The 16,548-nt window shown below is 73.7% G+C and carries 17 protein-coding genes; 9 read left to right on the forward strand and 8 right to left on the reverse strand.

Translation table 11 applies throughout. From position 1 onward, the window contains the following. Positions 1-39: 39 nt before the first annotated feature. Together PV410_RS41315 and PV410_RS41320 are read right to left on the reverse strand one after the other, a co-directional pair. Entirely contained in the window at positions 40-582 is a 543-nt protein-coding gene (locus PV410_RS41315; protein ID WP_500331791.1) for a hypothetical protein, read from the reverse strand. A 45-nt stretch (positions 583-627) separates the two neighbouring features. Next, the gene (locus tag PV410_RS41320; RefSeq protein ID WP_500331843.1) at positions 628-1,464 is read right to left on the reverse strand and encodes an APC family permease; all 837 of its coding nucleotides are present in this window, start codon (positions 1,462-1,464) and stop codon (positions 628-630) included. On the opposite strand from PV410_RS41320, the gene PV410_RS41325 reads away from it, so the two are divergent. After that, a complete protein-coding gene (locus PV410_RS41325; RefSeq protein ID WP_500331793.1) occupies positions 1,465-2,217 on the forward strand; it encodes a FadR/GntR family transcriptional regulator in 753 nt (250 codons plus the stop codon). Between the two features lie 73 nt (positions 2,218-2,290). Beyond that, complete coding sequence (locus PV410_RS41330) at positions 2,291-3,868, forward strand: Na+/H+ antiporter (RefSeq protein WP_500331795.1); 1,578 nt, start codon at positions 2,291-2,293, stop codon at positions 3,866-3,868. Positions 3,869-3,883: 15 nt separating this feature from the next. Here the strand turns inward: PV410_RS41330 and PV410_RS41335 are convergent, their stop codons facing one another. From PV410_RS41335 to PV410_RS41360, 6 genes are all read right to left on the reverse strand, one after another. Next, the gene (locus tag PV410_RS41335; protein WP_500331797.1) at positions 3,884-4,156 is read right to left on the reverse strand and encodes a UBP-type zinc finger domain-containing protein; all 273 of its coding nucleotides are present in this window, start codon (positions 4,154-4,156) and stop codon (positions 3,884-3,886) included. Positions 4,157-4,230: 74 nt separating this feature from the next. Further along, positions 4,231-4,797: a GNAT family N-acetyltransferase gene (locus PV410_RS41340; protein ID WP_500331799.1), complete on the reverse strand. Its 567-nt coding sequence runs from the start codon at positions 4,795-4,797 to the stop codon at positions 4,231-4,233. A gap of 106 nt (positions 4,798-4,903) precedes the next feature. After that, positions 4,904-5,476 (reverse strand): Clp protease N-terminal domain-containing protein, encoded by a 573-nt coding sequence (locus tag PV410_RS41345; RefSeq protein ID WP_500331801.1) that lies wholly within the window; start codon positions 5,474-5,476, stop codon positions 4,904-4,906. 2 nt (positions 5,477-5,478) lie between these two features. Next, positions 5,479-5,688 (reverse strand): HTH domain-containing protein, encoded by a 210-nt coding sequence (locus tag PV410_RS41350; protein ID WP_018557908.1) that lies wholly within the window; start codon positions 5,686-5,688, stop codon positions 5,479-5,481. Between the two features lie 90 nt (positions 5,689-5,778). Continuing rightward, on the reverse strand, positions 5,779-6,138 hold the full coding sequence (locus PV410_RS41355) for a DUF6204 family protein (protein WP_500331803.1): 360 nt from the start codon (positions 6,136-6,138) through the stop codon (positions 5,779-5,781). A gap of 414 nt (positions 6,139-6,552) precedes the next feature. Then, positions 6,553-7,647 carry a PP2C family protein-serine/threonine phosphatase gene (locus PV410_RS41360; protein ID WP_500331805.1) on the reverse strand — a complete coding sequence of 365 codons (1,095 nt, stop codon included), beginning with the start codon at positions 7,645-7,647 and terminating at the stop codon, positions 6,553-6,555. 203 nt (positions 7,648-7,850) lie between these two features. Between PV410_RS41360 and PV410_RS41365 the strand changes: the two genes are divergently transcribed. The 7 genes from PV410_RS41365 to nrfD all read left to right on the forward strand — a co-directional run bounded on the left by PV410_RS41365 (position 7,851) and on the right by nrfD (position 16,420). After that, entirely contained in the window at positions 7,851-8,228 is a 378-nt protein-coding gene (locus PV410_RS41365) for a DUF2255 family protein (RefSeq protein ID WP_500331807.1), read from the forward strand. A 1-nt stretch (position 8,229) separates the two neighbouring features. Further along, a complete protein-coding gene (locus PV410_RS41370) occupies positions 8,230-8,901 on the forward strand; it encodes an SDR family NAD(P)-dependent oxidoreductase (protein WP_500331809.1) in 672 nt (223 codons plus the stop codon). Positions 8,902-9,060: 159 nt separating this feature from the next. Further along, positions 9,061-9,801 (forward strand): SDR family NAD(P)-dependent oxidoreductase, encoded by a 741-nt coding sequence (locus PV410_RS41375; protein ID WP_500331811.1) that lies wholly within the window; start codon positions 9,061-9,063, stop codon positions 9,799-9,801. 29 nt (positions 9,802-9,830) lie between these two features. Continuing rightward, a complete protein-coding gene (locus PV410_RS41380; protein ID WP_500331812.1) occupies positions 9,831-11,000 on the forward strand; it encodes a cysteine desulfurase family protein in 1,170 nt (389 codons plus the stop codon). 94 nt (positions 11,001-11,094) lie between these two features. Continuing rightward, positions 11,095-14,388: a formate dehydrogenase gene (gene fdh / locus PV410_RS41385; protein ID WP_500331814.1), complete on the forward strand. Its 3,294-nt coding sequence runs from the start codon at positions 11,095-11,097 to the stop codon at positions 14,386-14,388. Next, positions 14,385-15,404 (forward strand): 4Fe-4S dicluster domain-containing protein, encoded by a 1,020-nt coding sequence (locus PV410_RS41390; RefSeq protein ID WP_500331816.1) that lies wholly within the window; start codon positions 14,385-14,387, stop codon positions 15,402-15,404. The genes fdh and PV410_RS41390 overlap by 4 nt, the downstream gene beginning before the upstream one ends. A gap of 65 nt (positions 15,405-15,469) precedes the next feature. After that, positions 15,470-16,420: an NrfD/PsrC family molybdoenzyme membrane anchor subunit gene (nrfD, locus tag PV410_RS41395; RefSeq protein WP_500331845.1), complete on the forward strand. Its 951-nt coding sequence runs from the start codon at positions 15,470-15,472 to the stop codon at positions 16,418-16,420. Positions 16,421-16,548 lie beyond the last annotated feature (128 nt).

Raw genomic sequence — 16,548 nt, forward strand, 5'->3', positions numbered from 1 at the left:
TCACAAAGGTGACGAACGTGTTCGGGGTGAGCCAGGCCATCAGGCGCAGACCTCCGGGGACAGGGGCGGCGAGGGGAGGATGAAGAAACCGGCGATCGCCCGCACGAGGCGCGCGTGGTCCTCGTCGCGGTGGTCGAAGCAGTCGTGACCGGGGTCGGCCTCCCGCGCGCACGCCGAGTCCGGACCGATGAGGTTCGCGGCCAGCAGTTCGGGCGAGAGGTGGTCGGGGTTCTCACCGCTGCGGAGCTGCGGGCTGCCGAAGGAGAGGGAGAGGACCGTACGGCCGTCGCGGAAGTAGGTGAAGGACGGCGGATGGGCCTTCGCGCTGCAGGGCTCGGTCTCGAACACGACGACCTCCGCGCCGTCACGGCACAGGCGGTTGTAGTCCACTGCGTCGTAGTCATCGGCGTCGTAGTCGTGCATGTCGTGAACCGCCCACGCCCATTCGCCCGCCTCACCGACCATGAGCGGTTCCCGCTGCGCGCCCCGCAGGCGCCGCGTCAGCGCGTCGAGGGTCATGCCGCGGGCGAAGACGAGATTCACCTCGTGCCCAGCGAACGATCCGCGCATCCAAGTCGTCATGCCGCGACTGTAGGAGTGGGCACCGACAACGGGACCGCCGGGACGTCAGCCGGCCTCCGGTGCGCCGCCGCGCTCGTCGAAGGTGAGCTCGGGCGGCGGCCTGCGGAAGCCGCGGGTCAGGTAGGCGAGGTAGGCAACGCCGAGGGCGAGCCAGATGACGCCGAGGGTGAGGGCCTTGCCGTCGAGGTGGAACAGGAGCCAGAGGTCGATCAGGGCGCCGATGGCGGGGACGACGGCGTAGCCGAACACGCCCACGTGCTCGCCCGCGCGGCGCTTGCGCAGGTACGTCGCGATCACGCTGAGGTTGACGAAGGTGAAGGCGGTGAAGGCGCCGAAGTTGATGAAGGAGGTGGAGGTGGCGACGTCCAGGCGGAGGGCGATGAGCCCGACCACGCCGGTCAGGAGGATGTTGAAGGCCGGCGTCAGGTGGCGTGGGTGGAGGTGGCCGAAGACCTTGCGCGGCAGCACGTCGTTGCGGCCCATGGCGTACAGCAGGCGGGAGGTGCTGGCCTGGGCGGCGACGCCGGAGGCGAACCGGGCGACGACGAGTCCGGCGAGGAAGACGGAGGAGAAGAGGTCGCCGCCGATGGTCCTGGCGATCTCGAAGGCGGCCGAGCTGGGGTCGTCGAACCGGCTGCCGGGGTGGGCGAGCTGGGTGGTGTAGGCGAGCGCGATGAAGATGCCGCCGCCGATCAGGGCGGTGAGCATGATCGCGCGGGGCATGGTCCTGCGGGGCTCGACGGTCTCCTCGGTGAGCGTGGTGACGGCGTCGAAGCCGAGGAAGGAGTACGCCGCGATGGCCGCGCCGCCGGAGATCCCGGCCAGCGTGGTGGCGTCGTTGCGGAACGGCCCGGTGCTGAACAGGCCCCCGGCGCCCTCGATGTGGCAGCCGCCGGCCCGCCGCTGAGCACCCCGGCCCTCGGCGGCATCCGCCGTCTGTCCGCACTGGACACCGTCCGCGCCCGGATAGCCCTGGCCATCGACCTGGGCCTGCTCGCCCCCGGGGAGCGGTTGCCCGAGGCCGGCGAGATCGCCGCTGCGCTGGACGTCGGGGAGATCACGGTGCGCCGGGCCCTGGTGGCCCTGTGCGACGACGGGCTGCTGGAGCGCCGCCGCGGCCGAAACGGCGGCACACTGGTCGCCCGGCAACCGGCGAAGGGCTCGGTCAGCGCCGTCGGCAGCTACCGCTCCGACACCGACGCGGTGCGCCGGCTGATCGACCACCGGCTGGTCCTGGAGTGCGGCATCGCCCACCTCGCCGCCGGCCACGCCGACGACTCCGCGCTGCGCGAACTGGAGCACCTGGTCGACCTCATGGACGCGGTGACCAGCTGGGCCGAGTTCCACCGCCATGACGAGGAGTTCCACCTCGCCCTCGCCTCCGCCACCGGGACACCGTCGGTCGTCGTCCCGTACGCCGCCGTCGTCCGCGAGCTCTACCGGTACTACCTGCCCTACCCGCTTGACGCTCTGCGCGCCTCCAGCGCCAAGCACCGGGCCCTGGTCCGCGCACTGCGGCAGGGTGACCGCGCGACGGCCGCCGCGGTCGCCCAGGACCACGTCCAGGCACTGCACCGGACGATGTTCATCGGCCTCCCCGAGGCCGTGCCGGGAGCCGCCACCGCCGAGGACTGAGACCCGGCCGCGACACCAGTACAGTCGAGCCACACGTGCGGCGTGCGCCGCCACAGGGGTGGAGGAGACGTCCGTGGAGGGGCTGGCGCTCGTCGCGCTCATGGTCGGTGCGGTGCTGGTCACCGCCGTCGCCCGGCGTCTGGGGGTGTCTCCGCCGCTGCTGCTGGTCGCCGTCGGCCTGTGCGCGTCCTTCGTGCCGGGCATCCCCGCGTACGCCATCGAGCCCGAGCTGGTGATGGTGCTGGTCCTGCCCCCGCTGCTGTACTCCTCGGCACGGGAGAGTTCCTACCTGCGCTTCCGGGAGAACCTGCGCCCCATCGGGCTGCTGGCCGTGGGGCTGGTGCTGTTCACCACGGTCGCGATCGGCTACGCCGCGTTCTGGCTGGTGCCGGGGCTGCCGCTGGGCTCGGCGCTGGTGCTCGGCGCGGTGCTGTCGCCGCCCGACGCGGTCGCGGCGACCTCCATCGGACGCCGGCTGGGGCTTCCGCGCCGGCTGCTGACCGTGCTCGGCGGCGAGAGCCTGGTGAACGACGCCACCGCGCTGACGGCCTACCGCGTGGCCATCGCGTCCGTGGCCGGCGCCGGCTACACCCTGCTGCAGGGCGTCGGGGTCTTCCTGATGGCGGCCGTCGGGGGCTCGCTGATCGGTCTGGCGATCGGCTGGCTGGCCCGCATCGGGCACCGGTTCCTGCCCGGGGACCTGGCCAGTGCGCTCGGGCTGCTCGTGCCGTTCCTCGCCTACCTCGTCGGTGAGGAGGCGCACACCTCGGGGGTGCTGGCCGTGGTCGTGGCCGGCCTGTACCTGGGACACCGGTCCCCCGACACGGAGGCGACCTCCCGGCTGCAGGTGTACGCGGTGTGGAGCGCCCTGGACACGGTGCTGGAGGCCCTCGTCTTCGCCCTGATCGGCCTCCAGGTGCGGGGCATCGTCGACACGGTCGACACGGGCGTGGGGCGGCTGGTCGCGGCCGGTGCCGCGCTGACGGCGGTGACCGTCCTGGCGCGCGTCGTGTGGGTCTACCCCGCGACCTACCTGCCACGGCTGGTGTTCCCGCGGATCCGGGCGCGCGATCCGTATCCGGTGTGGCAGTACCCGGTGGTGCTCTCCTGGGCGGGCATGCGCGGCGTGGTCTCGCTGGCCGCGGCCTTCGCGGTGCCGGAGACCACCGACAGCGGCGCGCCGTTCCCCGGGCGCGACGAGATCCTGTTCCTGACCTTCTTCGTCACGGTCGCCACGCTGCTGCTGCACGGGATGACGCTGCCCCCGCTCATCCGGCGGCTCGGCATCTGCAACAAGGAGGCGTACGAGGACGCCCTGGCCGAGGCGAGCGCGCAGCACAGTGCCGCCCGGGCGGCCCTGGCGCGCCTGGAGGAACTGGCCGGGGACAAGCGCTCCCACCAGGCCGTGCTGGAGACCCTGCGGCAGACCGCGGAGGCCCGCCGCAACGCCGCCTGGGAACGGCTGGGCGGCCCGACCGGCGGGGGCGCCGAGCCTCCGAGCGTGGCCTACCGGCGGCTGCGCCGCGCGATGCTGGACGCCGAACGGCAGGAGTTCGTGCGCTTCCGCGACGAACGCCTCATCGACGACGAGGTGCTGCGTCACGTCATGCGCGAACTGGACCTGGAGGAGGCGGCATTGCAGCGCGAGTAGCCGTGGGCCCGGTCCTCAGCCCATGGACTCGTGGACGAAGCACCAGCGCCAGCTCTCGCCCGGCTGGTACGAGCGGATCACCGGGTGGCCGGTGGCCTCGTGGTGCCCGGTGGCGTGCCGGCCCGGCGAGCTGTCGCAGCATCCGATGTGGCCGCAGGTGAGGCACAGCCGCAGGTGGACCCAGTCGTGGTGTCCTGCGGCCAGGCACTCCGCGCAGCCGTCGACGGGCGGCGCGGCCGCGACGTCGGCCGGGGCCTGCTCGAGATCGGGACATGCTGCTGTCGTCACGCCGGCCCCCTGTGCCGTCTGCGGATCACTGCTGATGGACGCCCCAGGCTACGTCAAGCGCACGCCGTGCGCGATCAGAGTGCCGGGGCGTCCCACCGTGCCGGGCCCGCGGCTCCGTCGAGGAGTTCGCCCTCCAGGAGGCCCATGGTGAACATGTCGTACCACCGGCCGTCGCGCCGGAAGACCTGGCGCAGGCGGCCCTCCTCGACGAAGCCGACCTTCCGGTAGACGTGGTGCGCCGCCTCGTTCTCGGTCACGACGGTGAGCGAGATCTTGTGCAGGCGCATCTTCTCGAAGCCGTAGCGGCACATCGTGCGCATGGCGTCGGTGGCGTAGCCGCGACCCCAGTACTCCTTCTCGCCGAGGTAGATGTCGAGTTCGGCGCATCCGGTCTCGGGTTCGGCGTCGCGCAGCCGCACCAGGCCGATCAGCCGGCCGTCCTGCGGCACCTCGATCCCGTAGAGCACGTCGCCGTAGGCGTTGCGGGGCCGCTCCTCCATGCGCTTCCTCACCTGTGCGAGGGGCTGGGCGTAGTCGTCGTCCATCCAGCGCATGACCTCGGGGTCGTGGTTCCAGCGCCACAGCGCCTCGGCGTCCGTGGGCTCCATCGGGCGCAACTTCACCAGTCGTCCGGGCACCATGGGGGCGGCCCTCCTTCGGGTCGGCATGATCGACGTCGTGGAACCCGAAAGGGTTAGCACGGTCGCCGTCGGCCGCTCAACCGATTTGCCCGCCGGGAGCGGGCGTTCAGCTCGCCTCGGCCCGGCCCTGGCCGTCCGCCGCCAGCACACGCTCGACGTCGGCCCACGACGCCCCGTGCTCGGCGAGGACGTCCGCGACCACGCCGGGGCCGATGGTGAGGGCGAGCAGGACGTGCTCGTCGCCGATGTGACGGTCGCCCCGGGCGACGGCGGCGCGCAGGGAGCGCTCCAGGACGCCCTTGGCCCCGCGGGTGAAGGGTCGTCGTCCCGCGGGCCGCCACCGCCGGGGCCCACGGCGGGCGGCGAGCGCGCCGGTGCCATGGGCGTCCTCCACGCGGGCGACGATCGCGGCGATGTCGATGCCGAGCCCGGCGAGCGCGTCGGCGTCGGCCCGTGAGACCCCGCCGCGGCGCCGGGTCTCCCCCAGCGCCTCCTCCAGGGCCTCGCGGCGCCGGTCGACGCCGAGCGCGGCCAGGGCGGCGGAGGCCCGGGTGCCCTCCAGGTCGAGCAGCGACAGCAGCAGGTGCTCCTCGCCGATCGTCGGGTCGCCCGCCCGTTCGGCGTGCCCGACCGCGCCCTCGACGACCTCGCGCGCGCTCTTGGTGAACTTCTCGAACATCCTCAATGCCTCCCGTACTTCTTGTGCACGGCCTGCCTGCTGACGCCGAGTTCGTGGGCGATCTCCTGCCACGACCACCCCTGCGCCCGCGCGCTCCTGACTTGTACGGTCTCCAGCTGCTCCAGCAGCCGCCGCAGCGCGGCGACGGCCCGCAGCCCGACCCTCGGGTCGCGGTCGCCCGCCCGCTCGGCGAGATCGGTTGCCTCGGTCATGTCTGTCAATTTACGTTGACAGACGCGGCACTGTCAACTCTGGTTGACAGCGCCGGGGGCGGGGGCGGGGGCGGGGGCGGGGGCGGGACGTCAGGCGTGCCCTTGTGCGGCGGCGCGGCGCTGCCGCTTGCCCAGCGGCGCCTGGGAGAGGTCCTCGGCCTGGGACCTGAGGTTCTTGTAGCCGTAGCCGCGCTCGTCCAGCCAGGCCCTGGCCGCCTCCTCCGCGCGTTCGGTCGCGTCGAGGATGTCCTCCTCCGCCTCGCCGGAGTCGACGAAGCGGAAGGTGAAGGCGGGGCGTGCCGCGATGTCGTAGCTGAGGTGGCCCTCGGGGGTGAAGGCGGCGCGCAGGACGTCGTGTTCCGGTGCGCGGGCGAGGAGTCCGGCGCGCTGCTCGGTGGTGAGTCCGTCGAAGGCGCCGCGGACGGTGACGCGGAAGGTGCGTGTGCTCATCCGCCGACCTTAAGCAGCGGGCTCCGTCCGGCTCCACCGCATTTCACGGGGCCGGGCCGCGGCGCCGCGGGACCGCGCCGGGAGGCGTCCCGCGGCGCCGTGCCCGCGCGGTCAGCCGGTGGTGACCAGCGGCTGGTCGGTGGGGTTCCGGGAGGTGGGACGCAGGCCGGTGAGGCCGATCGTGACGGTGGCGAAGCGGCCTGTCCGGCGGGCCGGCCGAGGACTGCGGCGTGGTTCTCCGTCGTGGAGCCGCCGGCCACGACGAAGGTGACCGCCGACGGCATGCGGACGCCCGGCAGGCAGGTGGGGACGGCGGTCACGGCGAACCACACGGCCGCCGCACGGGCGGGGCCGAGGCGGTCGGCGACTCGCCCGGTGGGGAAGGGACCGCGCGAGAACCGGGCGGGCGCCGCCTCAGCTGTCGCGCGTCACCGCGAGGAGCGCCATGTCGTCGTCGGTCGGACCGCCCGCGTGCCGGTGCACGTCGTCGAGCAGCGCCTCCAGCAACTCGGCCGGCCCGCCGCGCTCCACCCCGGCCAGCCGCGCCTGCGGGTCGTAGAAACGCCCCTTGGCATCGCGGGCGTCGGTGACGCCGTCCGTGCACAGCAGCAAGGTCGAACCCGGCGGGAACGGCACCGTGTCCACCACGGCCTCTCCTTTCCCCAGGCCCTCCACCAGCAGCAGCCCGTACCGCGAGGGCTCGGCGGCACGCACCTTGCCGCGCCGCAGGAGCAGCGGTGCCGGGTGACCGAGGTTCACCAACCGGACGTGGTCGCCGCCGTGCGGGAACTCCACCAGGACCGCGGTGGCGAACCACTCCAGTTGCTCGCCCTCCTCGCGCCGGCTCAACTCCCGCCACAGGGCCCGCAGCATGTGCCCCGCCACGTCCGCCAGGGTCGCCTGCTCGTCGGCCGCCATCCGGAAGCTGCCGAGCACCAGCGTCGCCGCCTCCACGGCGTCCAGACCCTTGCCCCGTACGTCCCCGACGATGCAGCGCAGCCCGTACGACGTGTCCTGGACGGCGTACAGGTCCCCGCCGATCTCCGCCTCGGCCTCCGCCGCCTCGTAACGGGCCGCGATCCGCAGGTCCCGGACCCGCGCGGGCGGTTCGGGGAGCACCGCCCGCTGGACGGCCGCGGTGATCGAGCGGGCGGAGCGCAGCCGGTCCTCGCGCGCCTCCAGCAGCCGGTTGATGAACACCGCGACCACGGCGACCAGCGAGACGGTCAGCAGCTCGCTCATCCCGCTCAGTCCCCGCAGCCGGCCGAAGTGGGCGAGGATCGCCGCGTCCGCGACGATCGCCGCCAGACCGACCACCATCGTGCCCTGCATCGACAGCAGCGGGGCCGCGAGCACCGGGGCGACGGAGTAGAACGACGCGCTCGTGTACTGCGTCGGGGTGAGGAAGTCCACGACGAGACCGCCGACGAGCACCACGACCGGGAGCAGCCGCACGTACCAGCCCACCTCGGCCGGGCCACCGAAGATCTCCTCGTCGGCCCTCCCCACGCACCCTCCCGGTATCTCCCGCTGGCGATCCCTACACGCTCCCCGGCAATCGCCACTGCAGCCACCGCAGACCATCCCGTGGAGTGAACCGCCCGGTCAGGTACCCGTCTGGCCCCACGCGGCTACAGCCGGGGGCCGAAATTGTCGATCATTGCAGCAGGACGCACGGACCTGGTTCCCGCCACCGCCGAGGAGTCGCGCCGATGACGACGTGGACGAAGGACGAACTGGACCGCATCGAGCACGCCGACGAGCTCGCCATCGCGCCGCGGCGCGACCCCGGCACGCTGGACCCGCCGACCACCATCTGGGTGGTCCGCGACGGCGCCGACCTGTACGTACGGGCCTACCGCGGGCGCGGCGGCACCTGGTTCCGCGCCGCGCAGACGCGGCACGAGGGCCGGATCAGCGCCGGCGGCGTCGAGCGGGACGTCACCTTCGTCGAGGTCGACGACCCGGACGTCAACGAACGCCTCGACGCCGCCTACCGCGGCAAGTACGGCCACTACAGCGCGGAGTACGTGGAGCCCATGGTGGCCGGGACCGCGCGCGCCGCGACGCTCAAGCTCGTGCCGCGCTGACATGACGACCATGGTCATCGTCGGGGCGGGGCAGGGTCTGGGCGCCGCCGCGGCGCGCCAGTTCGGCTGCGACGGCTTCGACGTCGCGCTCGTCTCCCGCGACCAGGACCGCGTGGACTGCCTGGCGGCCGACCTGGACAGGGACGGCGTGACCGCGCGGGGGTTCGCCGCCGACGTCCGCGACCCGGTCGCCCTCGGGGCCGCTCTGGACGCCGCCGCGGCAGCGCTCGGGCCGATCGAGGTACTGCAGTACAGTCCCGCGCCGCACCGGGACTTCATGAAGCCCCTCCTGGACAGCACGCCCGCCGACTTCGCGGGACCGCTGGAGTTCTCCCTGTACGGCGTGGTCACGGCCGTCCACGCGGTGCTGCCCGACATGCGCTTCCTGGGCCGGGGCACGATCCTCTTCGTCAACGGCGGCAGTGCGGTGCGGCCGCTGCCGTCCCGCGCGGGGACCTCCGTGGCGTACGCGGCCGAGACCGCCTACGCGCGGATGCTGCACGACACGCTGGCCGCCGAGGCCATCCACGTCGCGCAGTTGATCATTCCCGGGGTCATCGCGCCCGGGCACCCGAGGAACGATCCGGCCGCGCTGGCGCGCGCCCTGTGGGCGATCCACCGGGAACGGACCGGGTTCCGGCACTTCGCGGGCGTCCTGGAGGGCGAGGGCTGAACGACGGCGCGGTGACCACCGGGCCGCAGCGGCAGCCGTCCCGAACGGCCGTCCCGGCGGCGAGCCGACTTCGGGGGTGACGGTACGTGAGGTAGACAACCAGCGCGGACACGGAGCGTGTGTGTCCGCCGCCCATGTCGCCGCCCCGAGGAGCCAGCCGTGACCCAGGAGTTCTCCGGATCCACCGCCCTCGTCACGGGCGCCACAGCAGGGATCGGGCGGGGGGTCGCGCTGCGGCTGGCGGCACTGGGCGCCGAGGTCGTCGTCCACGGGCGGGACGGGGAGCGCGGTGCGGAGGTCGTCGCGGAGGTGGCGAACGCGGGCGGGCGCGCCCGGTTCGTCGCCGCCGACCTCTCCGACCCCGGCGACGTGCTGCGCCTCGCCGAGGCGGCGGGCGCGGTGGACGTGCTGGTCAACAACGCGGGCATCTACCGGTTCGCGGGCGCCGCCGGCACCACGGCCGGGATGTTCGACCTCCACATGGCCGTCAACGCCCGCGCGCCCCTGCTGCTCGTCGGGGCCCTCGCACCCGGCATGGCCGCCCGCGGCCGGGGCGCGGTCGTCAACCTGAGCACCCTGGCGGCGAGCGTCCCCGCCCGTGGGGCCGCCGCCTACGGGGCCTCCAAGGCGGCGCTGGAGCTCATGACCCGCGTGTGGGCCGACGAGTTCGGCGCCCGCGGGGTACGGGTGAACGCCGTGGCCTCCGGGCCGGTCCGCACCCCCGGAACCGTCGGGATGGGCGAGGACGCGCTGGCGGCCGTCGCACGGAACACCGTCCTGGGCCGGGTCGCCGAGGTCGACGAGATCGTCGAGGCGATCGTCTTCCTGGCCTCGGACCGCGCAGGGTACGTCACCGGCGCCGTCCTGGACGCGTACGGCGGTCAGCCGGCGATCGGCTGACCGCACCCCCTCCGGAAGGACCCTCGCCCATGAAGGTGCCGCCGCATCCCGGCCTCGGCGGGGACCGCGTCTACCTGGACCACAACGCCACCACCCCCGTCGACCCGAGGGTGGTGGAGGCGATGGGGCCCTGCCTCACCACCGGGTTCGGCAACCCCTCCAGCGGGCACGCCTGGGCCGCGGAGCCGGCCGCGGCGCTGGCGCGGGCGCGCCGCCAGGTCGCGGCGCTGATCGGGGCGACCGCGGAGGGGATCGTGTTCACCGGGTCGGGGTCCGAGGCGGACAACCTCGCCCTGCGCGGCGCGGTGCTCGCCGCGGGTACCGACCGTCCGCACGTGATCACCCAGGTCACCGAGCACCCGGCGCTGCTGGAGACCTGCCGCGCGCTGCAGCGGCTGCACGGGGTGCGGGTGACGTACCTGCCGGTGGACCGGGAGGGCCGGGTCGACCCGGCCGCGCTGGCCGCGGCCCTCACCGGGCGCACCGTGCTGGTCTCCGTCATGGCCGCCAACAACGAGACCGGCACCCTGCAGCCCGTCGCGGAACTCGCCCGGCTCGCCCGCGCCCGGGGCGCGCTGTTCCACTGCGACGCCGCCCAGGCCGCCGGGAAGGTCCCGCTGGAAGTGCGCGGGCTGGGGGTGGACCTGCTGACGGTGGTGGGGCACAAGATGTACGCGCCGAAGGGGGTGGCCGCCCTCTACGTGCGCCCGGGGCTCCGCCTGGAGCCCCTGGTGTACGGGGGCGGGCAGGAGGGCGGGCTGCGGGCCGGCACCGAGAACGTCGCCCTCGCGGTGGCGCTGGGGGCCGCCGCCGAGCTGGCGGCCGCCGAACTCGCCGACGGCGGGGCCGAGCGTGCCGAGGCGTTGCGCGACCGCCTGCACCAGGGCCTGACGCGGGCGCTGCCCGGCCGGGTCCACCTCAACGGGTCCGTCCGCCACCGCCTGCCCACCACGCTGAACGTCAGCATCGACGGCGTCCCGGCCCACGAACTGCTCGCCTCGGTGCCCCGGCTCGCGGCCTCCACCGGTTCGGCCTGCCACAGCGGCAGTCGTACGGCGTCCCCGGTGCTGCGCGCGATGGGCCTGGACGAGGCCCGCGCCCAGGCCGCCGTACGCCTGTCGGTGGGGCGCTGGACCACCGCGGACGACGTCGACCGTGCCTCCGGGCTGCTCGCCGCGGCCGTCGGCGCCCTCGCCTGATCCGGGAGCCGCCACGGACTTGCGGGCGGCCCCCCGAGCGGTAGCGTCGAAAAGGCGGACGAAGGGCACGACCCCCGCACGAAGGAGCACGCGGATGGGCGTGAAACGGTGGATCGAGGCATGGCCGGTGTACCGGCAGCTCACCGGGACGGACCCGCTGGGCCGGGGAAAGGCCGCGCAGTCGGCCCGGTCGGCCACACTCGGGGCCCGCACGGAGAGCGCCGACCGGGTGGCCGGCTCGGTGTGCCCCTACTGCGCCGTGGGCTGCGCGCAGCGGGTGTACGTCAAGGACGAGAAGGTCGTGCAGATCGAGGGCGACCCCCACAGCCCGATCTCCCGCGGCCGGCTGTGCCCGAAGGGCTCGGCCAGCAAGCAGCTGGTCACCGGGCCCCAGCGGGAGCAGCGGGTGCTCTACCGCCCGCCGTACGGCACCGCCTGGCAGGAGCTGGACCTGGACACCGCCATGGACATGGTGGCCGACCGGGTGCTCGACGCACGGCGCAAGGGCTGGCAGGACACGGACGCGGACGGCAGGACGCTGCGCCGCACCATGGGCCTGGCCAGTCTCGGCGGGGCGACGCTGGACAACGAGGAGAACTACCTCATCAAGAAGTTGTTCACCGCCCTGGGCGCCCTGCAGATCGAGAACCAGGCCCGCATTTGACACTCCGCCACGGTTCCCGGTCTGGGAGCCTCGTTCGGACGTGGCGGCGCCACCGACTACCAGCAGGACCTGGTCAACTCCGACTGCATCGTCATCATGGGATCCAACATGGCCGAGGCCCATCCGGTCGGGTTCCAGTGGGTCATCGAGGCCAAGGCGCGCGGTGCCAGGGTCATCCACATCGACCCGCGGTTCACGCGGACGAGCGCGCACGCGGACCAGCACGTCACCATCCGGGCCGGCACCGACATCGCGTTCCTCGGCGGCGTGATCAACCACATCCTCACGCACGACCTCGACTTCCGGGAGTACGTGGAGGCGTACACCAACGCGCCCTTCCTGCTGAGCGAGCGCTACCAGGACACCGAGGACCTGGACGGGCTGTTCAGCGGGTACGACCCGCACACCGCCGCGTACGACGCGTCGAGCTGGACGTACGCGAGCGCCCCCATGGAGGAGCGGCCGGGCCACCACCTCAAGGAGTCGTCCGCCCCGTTCCAGCACGGCGCGGGCGGCCCGTTCATCGAGGGGGCCGCGGGAGGGATCGAGTCCGACCCCACGCTGGAGCACCCGCGCTGCGTGTTCCAGGTGCTCAAGCGGCACTTCTCCCGCTACACCCCCGAGATGGTGGAGCGCATCTGCGGCGTGCCGCAGGAGCTGTTCCTGCAAGTGTGCCGGGCCTGGACGGAGAACTCCGGCCGGGAGCGCACCACCGCGCTGGTGTACAGCGTCGGCTGGACCCAGCACTCGGTGGGCGCCCAGTACATCCGGGCCGGGTCGATCATCCAGCTGCTGCTGGGCAACATCGGCCGCCCGGGCGGCGGGATCTTCGCGTTGCGCGGCCACGCCAGCATCCAGGGTTCCACGGACGTGCCCACGCTCTTCAACCTGCTGCCGGGCTACCTGCCGATGCCGGACACCACCCACGACGACCTGGCCACGTACCTGGAAGGGGTCCGCGGCCGGGGGCAGAAGGGGTTCTGGGGCGCCGCCGACGCCTACACGGTCTCGCTGCTCAAGGAGTACTGGGGCGACGCCGCGACCGCCGAGAACGACTACTGCTTCGACTACCTGCCCCGGATCAACGGTGACCACGGCACCTACCGCACCGTGATGGACATGGTCGACGGCGGGAAGGTCTTCGGCTACTTCCTGCTGGGGCAGAACCCCGCGGTCGGCTCGGCCCACGGGCGGCTGCAGCGCCTGGGCATGGCGAACCTCGACTGGCTGGTCGTGCGCGACCTCACCATGATCGAGAGCGCCACGTTCTGGAAGGACGCGCCCGAGATCGAGACCGGGGAGATCGCCACCGAGCGGTGCCGCACCGAGGTGTTCTTCTTCCCCGCCGCCTCGCACGTGGAGAAGGCCGGCACCTTCACGCAGACGCAGCGGATGCTCCAGTGGCGCGACCAGGCCGTCGAACCGTCCGGGGACCAGCGGTCGGAGCTGTGGTTCTTCCACCAACTGGGCGTGCTGCTGAAGGAGAAGCTGGCCGGCTCGGCCGACGAACGCGACCGCCCCCTGCTGGACCTGGCCTGGGACTACGAGACGGAGGGCGACGAGCCGTCCCCGGCGGACGTGCTGCGCCACATCAACGGCATCGACCTGCGCACCGGCCGGACGGTCGACGGCTACCCCGACCTGAAGGCCGACGGCACCACCGCCTGCGGCTGCTGGATCTACAGCGGCGTCTACGCGAACGAGACCAACCAGTCCCGGCGCCGGACCTCGCGCTTCGAGACGGGCCCGTACGACGCCGAATGGGGCTGGACATGGCCCCTCAACCGCAGGGTGCTGTACAACCGCGCCTCCGCCGACCCGCAGGGGCGGCCCTGGAGCGAGCGGAAGAAGCTGGTCTGGTGGGACGCGGAGGCGGGTGAGTGGACCGGCCACGACACCCCGGACTTCGAGAAGAACAAGCCGCCGGACTACCGGGCACCGGAGGGCGCGTCGGGCGTCGAGGCGCTCGACGGCGACGACCCGTTCATCATGATGCGCGACGGGAAGGGCTGGCTGTTCGCCCCGGCCGGGCTCGCGGACGGCCCGCTGCCCACGCACTACGAGCCGCACGAGTCGCCGATGCGCAACCTGCTCTACGGCCAGCAGGGCAACCCGGTGCGCAAGGTCTACGGTCGCCCCGACAACCCGTCCAACCCGGCGCCGCCCGAGGCGCATTCCGAGGTGTTCCCGTACGTGTTCACCGCGGCACGGCTGACCGAGCACCACACGGCGGGCGCGATGAGCCGGCAGCTGCCCTACCTGGCGGAGCTCCAGCCGGAGTTGTTCGTGGAGGTCTCGCCGGAGCTGGCGGCCGAGCGCGGACTGCGCCACCTGGACTGGGCCCATGTGGTCACCAGCAGGACCGCGGTCGACGCGCGCGTGATGGTGACCGACCGGATGGCGCCGCTGCGCGTCGACGGACGGGTCGTCCACCAGGTCTGGATGCCCTACCACTGGGGCCAGACCGGGCTCACCAAGGGCGACGTGGTCAACGACCTGATCGGCGTGGTGGCCGACCCGAACGTGTTCATCCAGGAGAGCAAGGTGCTGACCTGCGACGTCCGGCCCGGGCGGCGCCCGCGGGGGCCCGAACTGCTCACGTACGTCGAGGACTACCGCCGCCGCGCCGGGATCACGCCGGAGACCGGTACCCGCATAGCGACGGCCGGCGGCCGCGCCGAGCGGGCGCACCTCGAACCGGACCCGCCGGAGGAGCCGTCATGACGCAGGACAACAGCTTCTACGGGCCGCTCGCGGACCCCGCCGAGGACGCCGGCCACCGCGACCACCCGCCGCGCATGGGCTTCTTCACCGACACCTCCGTGTGCATCGGCTGCAAGGCGTGCGAGGTGGCCTGCAAGGAGTGGAACGCCATTCCCGAGGACGGCATCGACCTGCTGGGCATGTCGTTCGACAACACCGGCATGCTCGGCGCGAGTTCGTGGCGGCACGTCGCCTTCATCGAGCAGCAGCGCCCGCTCGGCCGCCAGGACGCGGGGCTGGCGGGGCTGCCCGTGGGCCCGTCCGCGACGGAGGCGACGGAGGAGGTGGTGGCCGACGCCCTGGAGGTTGCGAAGCGCGGTGGCGGCGACCTGGGAACCGCCCCGGTTGACCTGGGCTTCCCCTCCTTCGACCTGCCGGGCGCCGGGACGGGCGCGGAGGCCCGCAGCGAGTTCCGCTGGCTGATGTCCTCGGACGTGTGCAAGCACTGCACGCACGCCGGCTGCCTGGACGTGTGCCCCACCGGCGCGCTGTTCCGCACCGAGTTCGGCACGGTCGTCGTCCAGCCCGACATCTGCAACGGCTGCGGCTACTGCGTGTCCGGCTGCCCGTACGGCGTCATCGACCGGCGGCCCGACGACGGCCGGGCCTGGAAGTGCACCATGTGCTACGACCGGCTCCGCGACGGCATGGAACCGGCGTGCGCCAAGGCCTGCCCCACCGACTCCATCCAGTACGGCCCCCTTGACGAGCTGCGCGAACGCGCCGACCGGCGCCTGGAGACGCTGCACGAAGCGGGGGTGCCCGAGGCCCAGCTGTACGGACGCGACCCCGACGACGGGGTCGGCGGGGACGGCGCGTTCTTCCTGCTGCTCGACGACCCGGAGGTGTACGGGCTCCCGCCGGACCCGGTCGTGCCGACCCGCGACCTGGCGTCGATGTGGAAGCACGCGGGCGTGGCGGCGTCGGCGCTGCTCGCCGCCTCGGCCGCGGTGTTCCTCGGCGGGAGGCGGCGGTGAGCGGCGACCGGGCCGTGCGGCACGGCCGGGGCGGCCGCGACGACGACGGGAGCCGCGAGCGCCCCATGGTGCCGCGGGCCACGTTCCGCTCGTACTACGGGCGTCCGGTGCTCAAGCCGCCGGTGTGGGAGTGGAAGATCCCCGCCTACCTGTTCACCGGCGGGCTGTCGGCCGGCGCCGCGCTGCTCGCGGCGGGCGCGGACCTGACGCGGCGTCCCGGGCTGGCCCGGGCGGGCCGGGTCGGCGGCTTCGGCGCCCTGCTCGCGAGCATGTACCTGCTCGTCGCGGACCTCGGGCGGCCGGAGCGCTTCCATCACATGCTGCGGGTCGCCAAGCCGAGTTCGCCCATGTCGGTGGGCACCTGGATCCTCGTCGCGTACGGGCCGGGCAGCGCCCTGGCCGCCGCGGCCGAGGTGCTGCCCGCGGGAGTGCGCGCCACGCTGCCCGGGAAGCTGCTCCGGGCGGCCGCCCGCCCGGCCGGACTGTCGGCGGCCCTGCTCGCGCCGGGCGTCGCCTCGTACACGGCCGTGCTCCTGTCGCAGACGGCCGTACCGGCATGGCACGACGCCCGTGGCGAGCTGCCGTTCGTCTTCACCGGCTCGGCGGCGGCGAGCGGCGCGGGCCTGGGCATGCTCCTGGCCCCCGTGGCCGAGGCGGGCCCCGCGCGGCGGCTCGGCGCGGTCGGCGCGGCGGCCGAGGTCGTCGCCTCCCGCCTGATCGACCGGCGCCCGGGCCTGGTGACGGAGGCCTACACCACCGGCCGGCCGCACCGCCTGCGCAAGGCGTCCGAGTACCTCACCCTGGGCGGTGCGCTCACCGCGCTGACCCTCGCCCGGCGCAGCCGCGTCTGCGCCGCCGTGGGCGGACTGGCCCTGATGGCGGGCAGCGTCCTGCAGCGCTTCGGCACCTTCGAAGCGGGCGTCACCTCCACCAAGGACCCCGCCTACGTGGTGAAACCCCAGCGCGAACGCCTCCAGGCGCGCGCCGAGGGAAACGACGGTCCCGCCGGGACGTGACCCCCGGGCATCCGCCCTTCGCGGGCCCTCACCCTGGGCGGTGCGCTCACCGCGCTGACCCTCGCCCGGCGCAGCCGCGTCTGCGCCGCCGTGGGCGGACTGGCCCTGATGGCGGGCAGCGTCCTCAG

This window comes from Streptomyces sp. PA03-5A (genome assembly GCF_033792725.1).
Classification (GTDB): domain Bacteria; phylum Actinomycetota; class Actinomycetes; order Streptomycetales; family Streptomycetaceae; genus Actinacidiphila.

Coding starts and splice junctions, on each gene's coding strand:
- PV410_RS41315 (WP_500331791.1), bottom strand. CDS start 582: ATGACGACTTGGATGCGCGGATCGTTCGCTGGGCACGAGGTGAATCTC.
- PV410_RS41340 (WP_500331799.1), bottom strand. CDS start 4,797: ATGGTGCCCGGACGACTGGTGAAGTTGCGCCCGATGGAGCCCACGGAC.
- PV410_RS41345 (WP_500331801.1), bottom strand. CDS start 5,476: ATGTTCGAGAAGTTCACCAAGAGCGCGCGCGAGGTCGTCGAGGGCGCG.
- PV410_RS41350 (WP_018557908.1), bottom strand. CDS start 5,688: ATGACCGAGGCAACCGATCTCGCCGAGCGGGCGGGCGACCGCGACCCG.
- PV410_RS41355 (WP_500331803.1), bottom strand. CDS start 6,138: ATGAGCACACGCACCTTCCGCGTCACCGTCCGCGGCGCCTTCGACGGA.
- PV410_RS41365 (WP_500331807.1), top strand. CDS start 7,851: ATGACGACGTGGACGAAGGACGAACTGGACCGCATCGAGCACGCCGAC.
- PV410_RS41370 (WP_500331809.1), top strand. CDS start 8,230: ATGACGACCATGGTCATCGTCGGGGCGGGGCAGGGTCTGGGCGCCGCC.
- PV410_RS41380 (WP_500331812.1), top strand. CDS start 9,831: ATGAAGGTGCCGCCGCATCCCGGCCTCGGCGGGGACCGCGTCTACCTG.
- PV410_RS41390 (WP_500331816.1), top strand. CDS start 14,385: ATGACGCAGGACAACAGCTTCTACGGGCCGCTCGCGGACCCCGCCGAG.
- nrfD (WP_500331845.1), top strand. CDS start 15,470: ATGGTGCCGCGGGCCACGTTCCGCTCGTACTACGGGCGTCCGGTGCTC.